General features: G+C 61.2%; 15 protein-coding genes and 1 pseudogene. 7 read left to right on the forward strand and 9 right to left on the reverse strand.

Annotation, left to right across the window (positions count from 1 at the left end; genetic code table 11):
* Nucleotides 1-54: 54 nt before the first annotated feature.
* Both CAF53_RS26200 and CAF53_RS26205 read right to left on the reverse strand, forming a co-directional pair.
* The gene (locus CAF53_RS26200) at nt 55-1,698 is read right to left on the reverse strand and encodes a TonB-dependent receptor (RefSeq protein ID WP_100240098.1); all 1,644 of its coding nucleotides are present in this window, start codon (nt 1,696-1,698) and stop codon (nt 55-57) included.
* Nucleotides 1,695-2,255 (reverse strand): TonB-dependent receptor plug domain-containing protein, encoded by a 561-nt coding sequence (locus CAF53_RS26205; protein WP_157801401.1) that lies wholly within the window; start codon nt 2,253-2,255, stop codon nt 1,695-1,697. Before CAF53_RS26205 ends, CAF53_RS26200 begins: the two co-directional genes overlap by 4 nt.
* Before the next feature lie 352 nt (nt 2,256-2,607).
* Between CAF53_RS26205 and CAF53_RS26210 the strand changes: the two genes are divergently transcribed.
* Nucleotides 2,608-3,513, forward strand: a complete 906-nt coding sequence (locus tag CAF53_RS26210; protein ID WP_197707579.1) for a LysR family transcriptional regulator — start codon at nt 2,608-2,610, stop codon at nt 3,511-3,513.
* A gap of 46 nt (nt 3,514-3,559) precedes the next feature.
* Here CAF53_RS26210 and CAF53_RS26215 read toward each other — a convergent pair.
* The 4 genes and pseudogenes from CAF53_RS26215 to CAF53_RS26230 form a co-directional block, all read right to left on the reverse strand.
* Nucleotides 3,560-3,660: pseudogene (locus CAF53_RS26215) on the reverse strand (transposon DNA-invertase); the annotation flags it as partial.
* 456 nt (nt 3,661-4,116) lie between these two features.
* A complete protein-coding gene (locus CAF53_RS26220) occupies nt 4,117-5,931 on the reverse strand; it encodes a TonB-dependent receptor (protein ID WP_100240100.1) in 1,815 nt (604 codons plus the stop codon).
* Nucleotides 5,932-6,542: 611 nt separating this feature from the next.
* The gene (locus tag CAF53_RS26225; protein WP_228165648.1) at nt 6,543-6,947 is read right to left on the reverse strand and encodes a PepSY domain-containing protein; all 405 of its coding nucleotides are present in this window, start codon (nt 6,945-6,947) and stop codon (nt 6,543-6,545) included.
* A complete protein-coding gene (locus CAF53_RS26230) occupies nt 6,944-7,834 on the reverse strand; it encodes a DUF1259 domain-containing protein (RefSeq protein ID WP_008603797.1) in 891 nt (296 codons plus the stop codon). The genes CAF53_RS26225 and CAF53_RS26230 overlap by 4 nt, the downstream gene beginning before the upstream one ends.
* Nucleotides 7,835-8,074: 240 nt before the next feature.
* Between CAF53_RS26230 and CAF53_RS26235 the strand changes: the two genes are divergently transcribed.
* The 4 genes from CAF53_RS26235 (at nt 8,075) to CAF53_RS26250 (ending at nt 12,264) form a co-directional block, all read left to right on the forward strand.
* Complete coding sequence (locus tag CAF53_RS26235) at nt 8,075-8,953, forward strand: chromate resistance protein ChrB domain-containing protein (RefSeq protein WP_232307676.1); 879 nt, start codon at nt 8,075-8,077, stop codon at nt 8,951-8,953.
* A gap of 2 nt (nt 8,954-8,955) precedes the next feature.
* Nucleotides 8,956-10,353, forward strand: coding sequence for a chromate efflux transporter (gene chrA, locus CAF53_RS26240; RefSeq protein WP_017184237.1), 1,398 nt, complete (start codon nt 8,956-8,958; stop codon nt 10,351-10,353).
* Between the two features lie 74 nt (nt 10,354-10,427).
* Entirely contained in the window at nt 10,428-11,096 is a 669-nt protein-coding gene (locus CAF53_RS26245) for a Fe-Mn family superoxide dismutase (RefSeq protein WP_017184236.1), read from the forward strand.
* A gap of 88 nt (nt 11,097-11,184) precedes the next feature.
* Entirely contained in the window at nt 11,185-12,264 is a 1,080-nt protein-coding gene (locus tag CAF53_RS26250) for a Cj0069 family protein (RefSeq protein ID WP_157784811.1), read from the forward strand.
* Nucleotides 12,265-12,348: 84 nt separating this feature from the next.
* Here CAF53_RS26250 and CAF53_RS26255 read toward each other — a convergent pair whose 3' ends face one another.
* The 3 genes from CAF53_RS26255 to CAF53_RS26265 form a co-directional block, all read right to left on the reverse strand.
* Nucleotides 12,349-12,909: a recombinase family protein gene (locus CAF53_RS26255; protein ID WP_017184234.1), complete on the reverse strand. Its 561-nt coding sequence runs from the start codon at nt 12,907-12,909 to the stop codon at nt 12,349-12,351.
* 188 nt (nt 12,910-13,097) lie between these two features.
* Complete coding sequence (locus CAF53_RS26260; protein WP_100239968.1) at nt 13,098-13,367, reverse strand: WGR domain-containing protein; 270 nt, start codon at nt 13,365-13,367, stop codon at nt 13,098-13,100.
* A gap of 194 nt (nt 13,368-13,561) precedes the next feature.
* Entirely contained in the window at nt 13,562-16,519 is a 2,958-nt protein-coding gene (locus CAF53_RS26265) for a Tn3 family transposase (RefSeq protein ID WP_031286087.1), read from the reverse strand.
* 139 nt (nt 16,520-16,658) lie between these two features.
* Between CAF53_RS26265 and CAF53_RS26270 the strand changes: the two genes are divergently transcribed.
* Both CAF53_RS26270 and CAF53_RS26275 read left to right on the forward strand, forming a co-directional pair.
* Nucleotides 16,659-17,210 carry a recombinase family protein gene (locus tag CAF53_RS26270; protein ID WP_004213210.1) on the forward strand — a complete coding sequence of 184 codons (552 nt, stop codon included), beginning with the start codon at nt 16,659-16,661 and terminating at the stop codon, nt 17,208-17,210.
* On the forward strand, nt 17,207-17,992 hold the full coding sequence (locus CAF53_RS26275) for an SDR family NAD(P)-dependent oxidoreductase (protein WP_004213209.1): 786 nt from the start codon (nt 17,207-17,209) through the stop codon (nt 17,990-17,992). The genes CAF53_RS26270 and CAF53_RS26275 overlap by 4 nt, the downstream gene beginning before the upstream one ends.
* Nucleotides 17,993-18,042 lie beyond the last annotated feature (50 nt).

Consider the following 18,042-nt stretch of genomic DNA (forward strand, 5'->3'; position numbering starts at 1 on the left):
ATCGTCTTTTCTATCATATTCCGTTCCAGATGCTTGTTTGTTCCTGTCTTATCGTTATCTGAACTTGATGGTGAGTGTCCCGCCGAAAGTACGCGGCTGATTGCTGTAGTCGGTCTCCGAACCGAGCGCGCTGCTTGCAATAAAGCCGATCACCGCCTTGTTGAGGAGGTTGGTCGCCCAGAGGCGAAGGGTATACCTGGCGTTGGACGGAGCCCACCTGATGCTGGCGCCAAGAAGATCATAGTCGGGCTGCTTGAGGATGTTGTCCGGCTCGAGCCAGTAGCCGCTATTGTGGGAGCCGTTGACGTTGAGCGCCAAGTCGCCTCCGGCGAGCGCCGTGGTGTAGGTCAGGCTGAGGTTGCCCGAAAACGTCGAGGCGAAAGGAAGATGATTGCCCGCTGCGTCGCCAGAGGTGATCAGGCTGCCCCCGTTAGGCTGGGGCACGCTGAACTGCGCATCGGGAAACCGGGTGAACTTGTTGTGGAGGTACTCGAGCCCGCCCTCTATAGTGAATGCGCCCAACTTGGCATCGACGTCGATGTCGACGCCATACAGATGCGCTTGGCCGCCGTTGTAGATCGTTGCCGTCTGAAGGAAACGGCTGACCTGGATGTTCTGGTAGTTGTAATAGAAGCCCGCAACATTGAGTCGCAGCTGCCGATCGAACAGCTCGGTCTTCATACCTGCCTCGTAGGCGTCGAGTCGTTCTGGAAGGTAGGGCGGGTTGGTCGGATCGAGGCCGTTGTAGCCACCGCTCTTGAAGCCGCGATTGTTGGACGCGTACAGCAGGGTGGACGGGGTGAGCTGGTAGTCCAGCGCGAGCCGCCAAGAGACGTTATTAAACGAGACGGTTGGCGGCACCGCCGGGATCGGCAGGGCGCCGAGGTCAAAGCCGTTGTTCAACATCCCGGTCTCGCCGCCGGTGAAGCTGCGGTGCTCGTAAGTGTAGCGCAAGCCGGCGGTGAAGTTCAGACGGGGGAGCACCTCGTAGCTAGACTGCCCGAAGACCGCGATCGACTTCGCGACCGTCTTGGCGCTGATGTCGATCAGCGCCAGCGAGTCCGGTGCGGGGGCAAGCGGACCGAAAAGTTTTACGCTAAGCGGGTCCACCGTCTCGCTGGACCGTATCCCGAACACGCCAAAGACCCATTTTAGCTTGGAACTCGCTTTCGAGAGAAGCTGGAGCTCCTCTGTTTCTTGGTTCCCGCTACGGCTGATGTCGATGATCTGGGCAGGCTGCGGGACCATTGACGCCGCGAAATTGGTGAAGGAGGAGTAGCGCCTGTAGGAGGTCGTGCTGACCAGCTGCGCAAAGCCGACGTCCTGCTCGATCGTTAGGGCCGCGCCGCCGCCATCGAACCGGAGATCGCCGGCCTGGGCGTTGTCGATATCCCACTTGCTACCGCCCTGCCGGTAGCCCGGCAAAAGTGGTTTGGTGCCGGGGTAGGGCCTGAAATTGAGTCCGTTCGTGCCATCCCTGTGGGCGTAGTCGAACAAGAGCTTGATGGTCGTCGACGACGTCGGTTCGAAGAAGAATTTCGAACGCACGTTGAGGTCGTTGTCGGCCCGGTGGACGTCCTTGCCGTCCGCCAAGTTCTCGCCCCAGCCATCAAACTGCTTTGCATAAGCGATCGACAGTCCAGCTTGGACGTCGTCAGTTAGGCTGCCACTCACGTAGCCAAAGATGCGGCTGGTCAAGTAAGAGTCGAGGCGGGCCTCGAGCTCGCCGTTGAACGTCCGCGACGGATCACGGGTATTGATCTGGATAACACCGCCGGTGGCGTTGCGACCGAACAGAGTGCCTTGGGGCCCTTGAGCACGTTCAGCGACTGGACGTCGCTCAGATCGCCCGGTCCGAACTGCTGCGAGGCATAGTAGACACCGTCGACATAAAGGGCGACTGGGTTCTCGACACCTGGACCTTGCGACGAGGTGCCTACGCCGCGGATGCGTGGTTGAAAATTGGCATTGACGAGTTCGATGTTGACACCTGGCGAGACCGCCGCGAGTTGGACGGTGCTGGTGATGTTGGCAGTCTGGATTCGGTTCGCCGACAAGGACGTAACTGCGATCGGTACTCGCTGAAGATTTTCCGAACGTTTCTGCGCGGTCACCACGATCTCTTCGAGGCCTTGCGTCGAGGAAGCCGCGACATCGCTGGTGCTGGCGCTATCGGTGGTGGATTGCTCGGCAGGTAGAATGGCGTGCTGCTTCGTGCCTGACGTGGTTTGCGCCTGCGCGGCGGCCGAGATCATTGATGCCGCGGCAATTATGCCGGCCCCTCTTCCAACCATACCCCCCCCTTCGTATCGAGTCCAATCCGTTTTCTCGTATTGTTTCAACAAATCTACCGCAGTCTTCCATCATTATGCAAGCGAGTAGATATCATCTTCTTCATGAATCCCATTCATTTATTCGGTCAGTCGCTTCGCGGAGCGGCCCGGCTCGTTTATTCGTGTTAGAGCACCGAACGGCCTCCATCGACCACGATGCAGGAGGCGTGCGCGATCCGTTCTTTGTAGAGGCAAAGGCCCTGCTTTGACATTCGGGAGGTGAATAATATATATTAAGACTATGACTAATCGGCATGATTTTGCAAAGTTCGACATGAACCTTCTGCTCGTGTTCGATGCGCTGTTGCGCGAGAAGACCCTAACCCGCGCGGGCCAGAGCTTGGGCATCACCCAGAGTGGCGCGAGCCATGCCCTCAAGCGGCTCCGAGTTTTCTTCGGGGACCCGCTCTTCGTTAGGTCGGGTTCCGGCGTCGTTCCCACGGTTAAGGGCCGGGCACTGGGTACGACCGTGTCGCGCCTGGTAGCTACACTCCGCGACGAGGTGCTGCCGATTGTGCCGTTCGACCCACGGAATTCGCGCCGAACCTTTACGCTTTGCCTAAGCGACATGGGCGAGCTCGTCTTCCTACCCGCTCTGGTCGAGCGGCTCCGCCAGGACGCCCCGTTGATAGAGGTGCGCACAATGCAGGCCGCCGGCCGGCAACTCGACACCGTGCTCGGCACGGGCGAGGCCGACCTCGCGATTGGACGGTTGGGACAGTTGCCCGAAGAACTCGTCCAGCAGGAGCTCTTCATGCACGACTATCTCAGCATCGTGCATCCTTCGAACGCAGCGGGCGGGGCGCCTATCCTACAGGAGGAGTTTTCTGCTTTATCGCACGTCGTGGTCGACGTTGGCCGAGCCGGCGTGATCGTTCGCCATGACGCCGCCATCGACGAGGCCGGCGTGAAGCGGAATGTTTCCATCACAACGACCAACTTCCTCAGCGTGCCTTGGTTGGTCGCGCAGCACTCGGATTATGTCGCGACGGTGCCCCGATCCCTCGGGGTAAAGTTCAGCCGGTACGGCATCGTTGCCTTGCGCGACCCGCCTATCTCGCTCCCGGCCTTCGCACTTCGCCAATATTGGCACCGGCGTTTCCACCTTGATCCGGCGAACCGCTGGCTTCGCGAGCTGGTAAAGGAAGGCTTCAACCGATCCGGCGCCGAAATCCGCTGAGAGTCGGTTTCGAAAATCAGGCTGGTCGCGATAATCTGCGGATCATGCCGGACGCGCGATCGTCATAGACATTGTCGGGCTCGACGCCGGCTGCGTGAGGGCATCGTGTTGGAGGTCGAGCGACTGCGAGCCATCGGCTTTCGACACGCATGCGCACCCTCAATGCGATTGGACGCCTCTAAAAACCTCTGGCGGATGGCAGGGTGTCGTGATTCATATGTGGACGCCCCCTGGGCAAGGGTCGTTTGTCGGGATGGGTTTGATCGGTTGCTTTCATATGTCCGGCCTGTTTGTGCGGCATTTGGTGACCGCTGGCCTTGATGGAAATCCGCCGGCGAGGTCCCCGAGTCGGTTCTGAAACTTTGGTCAGTGTGCGGAGTCCTGCGCAGCATCGCGCTGCAAGCGCCTTAGGAAAGAGCCGGCGAAAGCTCGCCGGCCCCTGAAAAGAAGAGATCGGTTGCCTCAATAATTGATGGATAAGGTCACCCACCATTGCGACATCGTCGAGACTGGCATGAACGCTGTTGCTTCAAAACCCGCGATGCCGCCTGACCCCTGCCCCCACCTCCCGAGCCGACCCGGTCGGCTCACAGGCGGTTCCTGCTAGATTTTGTAGGATAGCGTCATGCCATAGGTTGCGGGCTGAGCTGCGTACCGGCTGACCACGTCCAAAACGAGATTGACGCCAGTCCAGTAATATTGGTTGGTGATATTGCGGCCCCAAACGCTGACCGTAACCTTATCGTCCAACGTCCTGATGCCAGCGCGGACGTCCAGCGTATAAAAACTCCGTATGTCTGCCGCTGGCTGCTGCCCGAGCGCAGCATTGGTTGAGGATTGATAATTGACGTTAGCTCCAGCAAAGAAAGTCAGATGCTCGGTGACCGGCTGATCGAAGTCGGCGCGGCCAACCATTGACCACTTCGGCGCAAACGGCAAAGGTTCACCTTCAAAATCCTTGGAGAAGCCGTAGAAATCCACGTTTGCGAACGGTGCGCTGATCTTCGAGTTCACATAGGTCGCATCAGCGCCGATCGTCAACGCACGGGACAAGCGCAATGAAAGTTGCGCTTCGGCACCGTAAAGCCGCGACTTGGGCACATTGACAAGGCCGCTAAATGCCAGTTTCGTAGCTGCGTCAATGAATTTACCGCGAACCTGCTTGTCCTGGTATTCATAATAGAAGCCTGCCAAATTCAGCTGAGCGCGGCGGTCAAACAGGCTCGCTTTTAATCCTGCCTCTAAGTCGAGAAGGCTTTCCTGCTTAACAGGGCGGTATTGCAGATAGGATGTCGCTCCCGAAATCGGGAAGGATCCGCCCTTGTAGCCACGACTGACAGTAGCGTAGGCGAGAAAGTCGGCTGAAGCCTGCCAGTTCAACGTCGCCCGCCATGATAGGCTGTCTTCGACCAGTTTGTCGCGCTGGACTCCAGGCACACCTGTGGGACCTAGGGTCAGGCAATCTCCAATAGCTATGGGTAGTTTCAGTCGGTTAGAGTAAATTGTTGCGGTGACGATATCATCAGCGCGCGAACATGCGGTAAAATTACGCTTCTGCTTTGTGTAGCGTAGCCCAGACTCCAGTTTCAACCCTTCCGCGAAGGAATAGGTGATATTGCCGTAGATGGACTTAGTGTCGGCTTTTTGCCGATTGTTGTTATCAAACGCGGAAACGCCGACGATCGAGAAGCCTGATTGCGTGCTTGTGGAGCGCTGGCGCTCGACGATCTTGTCGCGAATATAGTTAGCGCCAACGATCCAATTCAAACCTTCGCCCTCTCGCTGAACGCGTAGCTCCTGATAAAGAGACTTGAGATTACCTGACACGGGGCCGCCAAAAGCGTCATAAGGAGTACCATCGGTGTCCAGTGGCTGAAACTGCTTGAACTGCACAAAAGACGTGATCGATTTCAGAGCGACATAACCGGTGAGCTGGTGCTGCACCGTTAATGCAGTCTGCCACAGCGAATTTCTCTGAGACAGATCCAGTTTTGGATCAAAGTCTGCCGCTCGCGCTTTATTGGGCGCAATGGGAAAATTAAAGAGCTCTGGCCGGTTGTTTTTAAGAAGGCTAAAGCCTGGCTCCGAAATAGTTGGGCCACGAAATTGTGCGGCCTGCGTATCCGACCGATCGAGGCCGCCGTTAATGTTTAGCCCGATCGACCAGTCGTCGGATGGTTTCCAGTCGAGCAGCAGCCGCCCGCTGCTAAGATTTTTGCGTCCATTTCGCTCATCAGGCCGGGTCACACTATACTGCCAGCCATCCGCTCGCTCGACATTGAACGCAAGCCGAGCCCGAACGGTGTCGGTGAGCGGCCCGGAGACATAGCCGTCAACTAATGTATCGTTGAATCGGGCATATGATATGCTCAGGCCAGCCTGAAATGTGTCGGTTGCCCGGTTAGCGAGATAGTTGATCGCGCCGCCGGTCGAATTCTGACCATATAGGCGTCACCTCAAGGTTTGTGCGCCAGACAACGATTTGGCAGACATAATGCGAACATCGGCTAATTAGCGAGCTTGAGGCGCGACATGGGATCGTTGAGCTGGCGGAATTCACCGCCAGGCGGACGCTCCGCCTGCCCTCAAAGGCAGCCGCCGGGCAGGCTACGCCGCGGGGTACGATGCTACTGACATGGCCAAGCCTTCGCTAACGAGCGTTCAGCTCCGGCCACCATATGAACACTCATAAAATAGCTATTCTGCTCCGCCCAGCGTAAATATGCCGCGCGCAGCGCCGATCGGTCATAGCGTGGAGCGCGGCATTCCGCTTTTCGCGCGACGATCATCATGTCGAGCACGCCTTGGAGGTAAGCGCCGCATCGCGGCTCATTCGCTTGACAGCTTACGAACAACGCCGAGCCCGTCGCCGACGCGGGTTCGGTTTGGCCGATCGCACTATCAGGCAGGGCGGCCAAAGCGGCGCATAACAATATCCATCGCCTTGGCCGCATTTTCGTCTCCTATTCCGCAGTATCATTTCGGAAGGGGCGCACGGCCCTCGACGGCCGGCGCCCCGTGCTGATCCATCATTCGCGGCCGAGCACCTGGCCTTCGGGCGTGACGAACAGTTCGATCGTCTTTCCGTCGCTGTTCTTGCCCTTGATTTCATAGAGCGTGCTTCCGTCCGCCTTTCGGGTGACTTGCTCCGCTTTGCTTATTGACGCGAGTTGCGCGCGTGCCGCGTTCATCGCGGCCTCGGGCACCTGAGCAAGCGGGATGTCTCGTTCGCTGTGCTTGCCGATTATCCGGTTTTCGTTCGCCTCGTGGTTTTGCGCGATCGCCACGCCCGCGATCGCCAGCGCGGCCGCGCCCACGCCTGCGACAACAGTGAGAGTTCGTTTGCTAGCCATGTTCCATTCCACTTCCTGCATAAGGGCCGTGGGGTCGGGCGGGCGGCGGTTACGGCCCAATGAGCCGTCGTCCGAGTTCAACTCCTCTGATTGTTCATCCTGTCGAGCGCCGCGCGCAGCCCACGGGCGAGCTTGGCTGCGTCGTCGTTGGCCCAGAAGTGCATGAAGAACAGCCGCGGCTCGTCGTTTAGCATATGATTATGCAGCGCCGTGACCTCGATCCCGTTCGTCCGCAGCACGCGCAGGACCGGATCGACCTCGTTTGCGACAAGTACGAAATCGCCGGTGATGGCGGCTCGGCCGTCCCCGGTTGGCTGAAAGTTGATCGCGGTCGCCGTGCCCATCGTCGGCGGAGTCTCCATATCGCCGTCCATCAGCCGCTCGGCGCGCGGAAAGCTGTATTGGAGGATGCCACCGGCCGTCTTGCCCTCACCGCCCATCAACCGGTTGAGCGCGGCCACATCGAGGTCGAGCCGCGATGCGGCTGCGCTGGCCGAAGGCGATTGCGGCGCGGCGAGCGGGGTCCGACTGGCTGATAGCGCTTGCCGGAGCGCGGCCGCGAGCTTCACCGGGTCGCCGTGGCCGGCAATGTGCATGTACATGGTCGCAGGCGAAGAGCGGAGCAGGTGATTGTGGAGCGCGGTGATCGTAAAACCGCTTGCGAGCAGGCGGCTCAAAACGGGGTTCACCTCGTCGTGGGTCAGCACGAGATCGCCCATCACCATCGCCTCGTCGCCCATCGGCTGAAACGCCGCCCAAGAGCCGAGCGCGAGGGAGGGCTTGATCGTCACCCCATCCAGCGTGACGCTCAGGTCCGAACGCGGGAAGCTGTAGCGGTGAACGCCCCCCGGCTGTTCGGCCCCCGCTCGTCCTATCGCCCGGTCGACAGCCGACCAGTCCGGCGCTGCCCATGCCGGGCTTGCCAGCAGGAGGCTGGCGAATCCCAAGGCGATGGTCTTTTTCAGCATAATTGATCCTTCATCAGCGCACTCGACACGGAAAGCCTCACGTCATGCGAGCGCGCCGCCGGCGAGCCGCGACATTGCGCTCCGGTTTCTTTCTTCGGGATAAGCAGTCCTATGCTCATGAGGCTTGTGATGCAACCCTTACACTTGTAGGCTAGTGACGATACAACTATGACAAACACACAAGCTTCCCCTTGGTTGCTCCTGATCCCGCAGCTTCCGGCTAAGCCTGCCTATTTGCGGGTGAAGGTCTGGCGGCGTTTGCAGGCGATCGGGGCCGCGCCGCTCAAGAACGCCGTCCATGCGCTCCCCAATCGCGAGGACACGCGCGCGCTGTTCGAAGAACTGCATCGCGAGATCACCGAAAATGGCGGCGAGGCGCTGATCCTCGAAGCGCGCCTTGTCGGCGGCATGGGCGATGCGGAGCTGCGCGGAGTGTTCGACGCTGCGCGTGACGCCGACTATGAGGAGTTGGCACGCGAGGCGCGCGCGCTGTGTGAGGGCGAGTATGTCGCGGCGGCGGATGTGGGCCGCCTGCGCAAACGCCTGAACGAGGTCGCCGCGATCGACTTTTTCGGTGCGCATGGTCGGCAGGCGGCACAGGCCGCCATCACCGAGGCGGACCGCCGCTCTCACCAACATCCCGATGTGAGCGGCCCCGGTGCGCCCGAGCTGACCCCGGCGGAGCTAAAGCGCCGCGTTTGGGTGACGCGCCGCCATGTCCATGTCGATCGCATCGCGTCCGCCTGGCTCATTCGCCGCTTCATCGACCCCGAGGCGAGCTTCAAGTTCGTCGAGGGCAAAGGATATGTGCCGGAGCCTGACGAACTGAGGTTCGACATGGCGGACGCTGAGTTCACCCACGAAGGCGACCGCTGCTCCTTCGAGACCTTGGTGTTCCTCACCGGTCTCGAGACCGACCCCGCGCTGCGGGCGCTCGGCGAAATTGTTCACGACCTTGATATTGCCGATGCTCGGTTCGAGCGCCCGGAAACTCCGGGAGTGAGCGCGCTTATCGCCGGCATCTGTGCCGGCACCGACGACGACGAGGAGCGGATCGCGCGCGGATCGACCGCGCTCGACGGATTCTATGCTCACTTCACCCGGCGAAAAGAGGACTAAAGATGGAGGCCAGCGCACGCGCTGAAATCGCAGTCGAGACGCTGCACGAGCACGGCATCAGCTTTGGCGAGGCGGTGCGCGTCTGGATCAGGGTCGCGCTGCTCAGCTTCGGCGGACCGGCGGGCCAGATAGCGGTGATGCATCGCATCCTGGTCGAGGAGAAGCGCTGGATCGGCGAGGAGCGGTTCCTCCACGCGCTCAACTATTGCATGCTGCTGCCCGGCCCTGAAGCGCAACAGCTAGCTGTCTATATTGGCTGGTTGCTCCATAAGACCAAGGGCGGCCTGGTCGCGGGCGCGCTATTCGTGCTGCCCGGCTTCCTCGCGATTTTAGGGCTCAGCTATGTCTATGTGCTGCTCGGCGAAGTGCCGCTGGTCGAGGGATTGTTCTTCGGATTGAAGGCCGCCGTGCTGGCGGTGGTGCTACAGGCGGTGGTCCGGGTGGGTTCGCGTGCCTTGAAGAACAACGTCATGCGCGGTTTTGCCGCGCTGGCGTTCGTCGCGATCTTCGTGCTCGACGTGCCCTTCCCGCTGATCGTGCTTGCCGCCGCGCTGATCGGCTTCTTCAGTGGCCGCGCTGGTTACGCCGCATTCAAGGGCGGCGGCGGACATGGTCCCGCCGGCGCTGAGATAATCCACGACCGCGACACCGCTCTTGGCGAGGGCCTTCCCGACCATGCCCGGCCGAACCTCTCTTGGTCGCTGCGCATCTCCGGCGTCCTGCTGCTGCTCTGGCTCGGGCCGGTCGCAGCGCTGCTGTTCGCGTTCGGCCCCGACGACGTGTTCAGCCGCATCGCCACCTTCTTCAGCCAGATGGCGGTGGTGACCTTCGGCGGCGCCTATGCGGTGCTCGCCTATGTCGCGCAGGAGGCAGTCGAGACCTATGGCTGGCTCCAGCCCGGCGAGATGCTCGACGGGCTCGGCATGGCCGAGACCACGCCCGGGCCGCTGATCATGGTGACGCAGTTCGTCGGCTTCCTCGCGGCCTTCCGCGAAGCGACCGGGCTGCCGCCGCTCGTCGCCGCGACCTTCGGCGCAATCCTCACCACCTGGGTTACCTTCCTGCCATGCTTCCTGTGGATCTTCGCCGGCGCGCCATTCATCGAGCGGCTGCGCGGCAACCGCGCATTGTCGGCCGCGCTTTCGGCGATCACCGCCGCAGTGGTCGGCGTGATCCTCAATCTGGCGGTCTGGTTTGGTATCCACACTCTGTTCGAGCAAGTCCGCGAAGTGCCGTTCGCAGCCGGCACCATCGATCTCCCAGTCCTAACGTCCGTCAACTGGCCGGCGCTGGCGCTCGCGGTGGGTGCGATACTCGCCATGTTCCGGTTCAAGGCCGGCATGCTGCCGGTGCTCGGCGTCTGCTCGGTCCTCGGGGCCGCATATGTAATGATCATCTGAAGGAGTGACGCGTGACGATCGACCATCTTTCCCGACGCAGTGCAATCGCAACTCTTGGCATCGGAGCCGCCGCCATGACTATCAACGAAGCCTCTGCGCAGACGCCGGCCGCAGCGCCGGCGGCTGTCCCCGCCTTTGCCGGAAATCATCAGGTCAAGCCGCTCAGGTTCAATCCCGCCAGGCTTCACGGCCTCTCCGAAAGGCTGATCACATCGCACCACGAGAACAATTATGCGGGCTCGGTCAAGGCCCTGAATATGATCGAGACACGACTTGCCGCCGCGCTCGCTGACACGGACCTGCCGCCGGTGGTCTATGGCGGATTGAAGCGCGAGGAGCTGCACCGCACCGGCTCGGTCGTGCTCCATGAGGTCTATTTCGACGGGCTCGGCGGCAACGGCCAGGCAGCCGGTTCCATCCGCGACGCGCTGGGCGCGGCGTTCGGCTCGTTCGACCGCTGGGAAGCCGACTTCCGCCGTACCGGGATGAGCCTTGCCGGCGGATCGGGCTGGTGCGTGCTCGTCTACAATCTCCACACGCGCTCGCTGCACAACCATTGGGCGTGGGATCATATGCACGGTGCGATTGCCGGCGTGCCGCTGCTCGCGCTCGATATGTACGAGCACAGTTTCCACATGGATTACGGCACCGCCGCCGCCAAATATGTCGACGCCTTCTTCCGCAACATCGACTGGGAAGTGGTCGACCGGCGCTATGCCGCGGCTTTGCGCGGCGGCGGCTGAACCCGACCGCCGTGGCTTAACACCCACTGCTGCGCGACACCTGAGTTCGCGACCACAAAGGGGACAGGTCCGATGGGGAGATGCAACAATGACATCCGGCCCGAACATCGCTCTTCTTTGGCGTGGGCAAGCAGCCGAGTGGACGCATCGCTTTCATGAAGCCCGGCAGTGGCCGATAATGCAGGCCTTGCGGGCGCTCGGGGCGACCGCAAGGCCTGTACTGTACAGGGACGAGGCGGTTCGCGAGATTCGGGACGAGCTGCTGTCGTGCGACGCAGTGCTGGTCTGGGTGAATCCGTTGGACATTTCAGGCGACCGCTCGCAGCTCGATCCAATGCTGCGCGAAGTCGCGGGGTGCGGCGTTGTCGTCAGCGCGCATCCTGACGTGATCGCCAAAATCGGCGTCAAGGAAGTGCTCTACACAACGCGCTCCATGGAATGGGGCAGCGATGTCGATCGATACGTGGACGCTGAAGGCCTTCGCGCTCGTTTCCCCGAACATCTTGCCGCAGGCCCGCGCGTGCTGAAGCCGAACTACGGCAACGGCGGCAGGAATGTATGGCGTGTCCAACTAGACGAAGCGGGAAACGCTCCGGCTTTGAAAACGTCGGTGAAAGTTCAAGAGGCCCGCCAAGGAAGCAAATCGGAGCGCATCAGCCTAGCCGAGTGCTTGGAAAGGTGGGTGCCGTTTCTAAACGACGGCGGCGTGCTGATCGATCAGGCTTATCAGCCGCAGTCGTCCGAGGGCATGGTCCGCTGCTACGTGTGCGGGCACCGAGTGGTTGGCTTTGGGCACAACCTGATCACTGCGCTGATGACGCCAACGGCCATTGATACAACGTCGTCAACCCCACAGCCGATGGGCCGCGCCATGTTCGGACCGGAGGTGACGCGCTTCGCAGCCTTACGGAAAGCGATGGAGGATCGCTGGATTCCAGAGATGCAAAGGTTGCTGTCGATCGCCGACCACGATCTTCCGCTTCTTTGGGACGCCGACTTCCTATTTCGCCCTGGTGAAGCCATCAGCGATGGCTCCTATGCGCTTTGCGAGATCAATGCTAGTTCGGTTGCACCATTTCCGCCAAGCGCCGTCCAGCCAGTCGCCGCAGCGGCAATCGGTCGCGCTCTTGCCATTCGTTTGACGAAGGAGACCTCCAATCCTCATTGATATGATTCAAGCAATTCAAGAGACGTGACATTGGTCGTATCAATCAGACAAGCCTAAGGGTGAGCGAGGCTGGGTGAAACCGGCTCAGGTGGCAGCGCGGAGATACTGGTAGAGGGTTTCGCGACTGATCCCCAGGTCACGGGCGATGACGGCCTTGCGCTCGCCGTCATCAACACGGCGGTGCAGCTCGGCGACCATTTCGTCGGAGAGGGAACGTTTCCGCCCGCGATAAGCACCGCGTTGTCTGGCGACCGCAATGCCTTCGCGCTGCCGCTCCCGGATCAGGGCGCGCTCGAATTCGGCGAACGCACCCATGACCGAGAGCATCAGGTTGGCCATCGGGGAATCCTCGCCCGAGAAGGCCAGGCTTTCCTTCACGAACTCGATCCGGACGCCTCTTTTGGTGAGGGACTGAACCAGTTTGCGCAGATCGTCGAGATTACGCGCCAATCGATCCATGCTGTGGACCACGACGGTGTCACCCTCGCGGGCGAAGGCGAGCATGGCATCGAGTTCGGGGCGGTTGATGTCCTTGCCCGATGCCTTGTCGGTGAAAATCCGGTCGAGCGACTGCCCGTCCAACTGGCGATCGACATTCTGATCGAATGTGCTCACCCGGACGTAACCGATCCTCTGGCCTTTCATCGCCGCCTCCGGTCAAAATGTCAGGTTGAATTCTATGACACGGCGGAACATGCGTCAATAAATGCTTGCCATAACCCTATCCTGACAGAAACCGCCGCTGCATCCTGACGTCCGGTTAGGCTATACTCCAGATTGACATAAGGATAAGGGGGTCGATCAGCTTCGACACGCGAGCTCTGTGTCCGGTGTCAGACAGGCCGATAGGCGACACCGATCCGCCTTTCAGCCGTACCACGCTTTTGGAGAAGCGCTGCGATATACCGCTCGGCTGCGGCATGATCGGCGAAGGCATGGCGCTGGGCTTGGCCGCGCGCGCCGATCCGGCCCCAGCGGCTTTCGACGACGATCATGCCGAACAGGTCAACGCTCACGGTGATGCTGTAGCGTCGGCGAATATTACGCGCCGGATCAAGCGCGATCAGCTCAACGGGATTAGGGAGAAGACCTGCGCCATTCATGTCGCAAAGCCTACAGCATCGGTTTGCCGATGTCCGACGACTTCTCTGAATCAGTCATGCTGCACTGATTCACGGAACCGATGATTCCGGGGCGCCTTTTACCTCGATTGTGCAGCGCACCGGTCTTTTCGCTTTTTGGGGTGACTACACGAAAGTGACGTATCTGCACGGAAAGGGCGAACGGATAGCGAACGTCACGCGGCAAGTAGGGAGTTGACGGCGCGCAGCGGTCGCAAGGCGTCCGGATCGGGTTGATCTTCAACATTCCAGCTATAGTCACCGGTCAGCGAGATATGCTCCCAGCCCAATGGCGCGATGTGGCGTGCGATTTCGTCGGCTGTGCCGATGTCCGCCAGCGCCATTTCGAGATAGCGAGTGTTCCACAAGATGATGGCGGCGACGAGCAGGTTGAGGCCGGAGGCGCGATAGGTCTGGTTCTCGAACCGACGATCGCGCAGTTCGCCGAGCTGGTTGAAGAAGAGCGCGCGGGCGAGCGCGTTGCGGGCTTCGCCTTTGTTGAGGCCCGCCTGGGTGCGCCGGCGCAGGTCGATGTCGCGCAGCCAGTCGAGCATGAAAATGGAGCGTTCGAGGCGGCCCAGCTCGCGTAGTGCGAGGGCCAGTCCGTTCTGTCGCGGATAGGCGGACAAGCGGCGCAGCATTGCCGAAGCAGTGACGGTGCCGGTGCGGATCGACGTGGCGAACCGCAGCAGTTCGTCCCAATGCGCCGCGACATGACCCAATGCGATCGGTTCGGCCGTCATGCCGGCAAGCAAGGGGCCGGATTCTTGGCCGGGAAGGAGGTGTAAACGACGCTCCTTGATGTCGCGCAGGCGCGGCGCGAAGCGGTAGCCGAAGAAGGGCATGAGGCCGAACACATGGTCCGATGCCCCGCCCGTATCGGTGTAGTGCTCCTCGATCGTCAGGCCGGTCTGGTGATACAGCAAGCCATCCAGCACATAGGGCGCTTCGCCAGCGGTCGCCGCGATCACCCGACTTGCGAAGGGGTCATATCGATCCGAGACATGGGTGTAGAAGGCAACGCCTGGTTCGTTGCCGCTGCGCGCGTTGATGTCGCCGATCGCGGCCCCACGGCCCCCGGCATGAAATTGCTGTCCGTCGCTCGACGAAGTGGTGCCGTCTCCCCACAGCGCGGCGAGCGGCATGGCGCGATGGGCGTCGATCAGCCTTCCCAACGCTTCGCCATAGGCGGCTTCGCTGATGTGCCAGTCGTGAAGATGGGCGAGCTGACGCAGACTTGCGCCCCGGCAGGTTTCCGCCATGCGTGTGAGGCCGAGATTGATGCCATCGGCGAGGATGACCGTGAGCAGCGCATTGCGATCGTCGGCTTCCCGGCCCGAACGACGATGGATGAAGCATTCGCTGAACCCGGTCCAGGCATCGACCTCCAGCAGAAGATCGGTGATCTTCACGCGCGGCAGTCGATCATAGGCGGCGCGACGGGCAATCTCGGTGGCGGGCGGTGTTGCCGCCTTCAGCGGCGAGATGATGAGACCGTTTTCGTCAAGCTTAACCTGGGGCAGCTCCCCTTGCCGTGCAAGGACCGTTACCTGCTCGATCGCCGTGTCGAGCCTGGTGCGCCGTTCCTCGATATGGCGCTCGAAATCCGTTTCGATGGCGAGCGGCAACGGCCCCTTCTCGCGCAGCGCCGCAAAGGTCGCCGGCGGTATGAGATAGCTGTCGAAATCGCGAAACTGCCGGCTTCCCGCGACCCATATATCCCCGGCTCGCAACCGCTCGCGTAGTTGCGACAAGGCGCATAGTTCATAAGCGGCACGATCAACGATGCCATCCCGCAGGACGAACGGGCGCCATGCGGGCGGCACAAAGCGTAGCGGCACGCGATCAGGCAAGCGCCGTTTGCCGGTCCGATATAGCTCCGCGATGATGGCCAGCGCTGACAGGAGCCCCTGAACCGCGCCGGCGCCGCGAAACTCGAAGGCGTTGAGAAAAGCGCCGACAAAGAGCTTCACCGTCCGATGCCGCTCGATCAATTCGGCGGTGCGATCGACGGTTTCCGGTCGCCCGAGCACTTCGGCCTGCTCGACGGCCACGGCGAAGTGCTGCCAGTCCAGCGCCTCGATCTGCGCCAGAGAATCCACGCCCTTGCTGCGCGCGTCGATGAGGAGGCGGCAAGACCCCGTGAGCGTCCGGAGGTGGCCTTGCAACTCGCGCACCGTCTTGAGGGCTTTGTCGCGGGTCCGGTTCTCGGCGCGGCGCGCCATGCTGCCCAACAGCTTGTCGAACATCGTCAGGGTGGCGTCGGTCAGGCTTTCCTCAAGCCGGATGCCGGTTGCCGCCAGCGTCGCATGGCGGCGCAGGGCATTGAGTTCGCCAAGGTGCTGGGGTGTGATGCGGCTGCCTTCGTCCGCCAGCCTGTCAAAAGTCAAAGCCGGGATCATGTCGGCACGGGCGCGATCGAGGCCCAGCGCGCGGATATAGGCGAGCCGTTCGATCAGGCGCAGGATGTTGCGCGCTGCCGGCGATTGTGGCGCATTGCGCATCCAGGATAGCCATGTCGCGACCTGCCCCGGTCGTCGGGCCAGCAAATCGTCCAGGCCCTGAAGGGTGTCAGGCAGCAGGCCATTCGTGAGCACTTCATAGGTAAGCTGTTCGGCTTGCTGGCGCGCCCGCCGCAGCACCGCTTCGAGAATCGACGGAGAAGGCAGGAGGATCTGCAGGCGCCGGAGTTCATCGACGATGACGTCTGCCATCTGGCCGGGGTGTATGATGGTCTGCGCGATTGGGACCGAGAAGGCGACAACTTCACGGAAAGCGTTGCGGTCAAAAATCCTGAACCCGTGCGATCGTCGGATTTCGACGAGATGCTCGCGACGGGTCTGGTCCCGATGGGCATAATCCGCGAAGGCTGCCGGCGCGACGCCGAGTTGCTGCGCCACATAGGCGAGCACAGGAGCGGGCGGGACTTCGCCCGCTTCCAGCGCACGGCCAGGCCATCTCATATATAGCATGAGCATCGCATAGCCGAGCCGGGTGGCATCGCCGCGACGGCGGCCGACAATTTCCAGGTCGTCGCTGGTCAGCGTATAATGACGCGCGATCTCGCGCTCATCGAGCGGCGCGCCATAATGCCTCGCCCAGATTTCCAGGCTCACCAGTCGCCGTCTCGCCAAGCATCATCTCCTTCGCTTTGCGTGTCCGTCAGACGGTCCTCTGGCGGCCAACAGGAATATGTCCGTTAACTCTGGACCTGTAACGGCGATTCGGACAAGATCGCATAATGACGGGAAAACGGACAGGATCGGGCATCATGTGGCGCTGATCGGCTATGCGCGCGTCTCGACCGCAGACCAGAAGCTGTCGCTCCAGCTTGACGCGCTGAACACTGCCGGGTGCGACCGTATATTCGACGATCACGCATCCGGGGCAAAAGCCGATCGGCCTGGCCTAACCGAAGCGCTCGCCTATTTGCGCCCCGGCGACACGCTGGTGGTCTGGAAACTCGACCGCCTCGGCCGCTCGATGAGCCACCTGATCGAGAAGGTCGGCGAGCTTGCGGCGCGCGGCATCGGGTTCCGCTCACTCACCGAGAATATCGACACCACCACTTCGGGCGGCATGCTGGTGTTCAACATCTTCGGCTCGCTGGCCCAATTCGAGCGTGACCTGATCCGTGAACGCACTCATGCCGGCCTCAAGGCCGCACGCGAGCGGGGCAACAAGGGTGGTCGCCGGCCTGTCGTTACCCCCGACAAACTACGTAAAGCGCGGGCGCATATCGCAGCGGGCCTCACTGTTCGTGAGGCGGCGGCCCGGCTCAAGATCGGCAAAACCGCCCTATACAAGGCTCTGGAAAACGCGTGAAACCGCTGGCGATCAAGAACTCGTGGGTGCTGGTCACAGGGGCTTCGACCGGTTTGGGCAGAGCGTCCGCCCTCCGCTTGGCGGCATCGTACCAGGCCAAGCCCCTGATTGTTGGACGAAGGCTCGACAACTTGCGGGAGCTACAGACCGAAATTGACGAGCGGTTCAATGTGCCGTGCGAGATTATAGTGGCTGATCAACGTGAAATCGAGGGCAGGGAGAAAATCGCGGCTAAGGTTGCAGAATTGCAAGTAACAGCCGCTTTGTTGGTTGCCGGAATGACGAGCGTTGGTTCATTTGATGCAGGCCGTGCCGACACTTATGCCGAGGTAATTGAAACAAACATACTCGGTTTCACGGATTTGCTGGCTCGCCTGATTGCGATTTTCAGGGAGCAGCCGTTTGAATCCTCAGTAATCGCCGTGTCGAGCCTGGCGGGCGAAACATCCGTGCCCTTCCAAGCGGTCTACGGCGCGTCGAAAGCCTATGTGAGCACCCTCATGCGAGCGCTTTCCGTGGAGCTTGCCGGGACGGGAGTGAGTGTTGGGTCTTTTGCACCCGGTGGAATCGACACAGACATGGCTGCCCTCAGCGATTTGAAGTGGGGGAGGTTGGGTTTGATGGACGTTGACCGGTGCGCGGCCCATGCAGTCCACGCTCTGGTTTATCGGCAATCCTTCGCCATACCGGGGATGGGCAACCAGCTCACATATTTGGCGAGCAGGGTTCTACCTCGATCGTTGGTCAATCGGATTGCCGCCCTCCCATATCGGCGCCCGTAGGGCGGCACCACATAAAAGGGGCAGGAAAGCCTGCGAATAGCATCTGCTGG

The organism is Sphingobium sp. LB126 (assembly GCF_002795205.1).
Taxonomy (GTDB): domain Bacteria; phylum Pseudomonadota; class Alphaproteobacteria; order Sphingomonadales; family Sphingomonadaceae; genus Sphingobium; species Sphingobium chungbukense.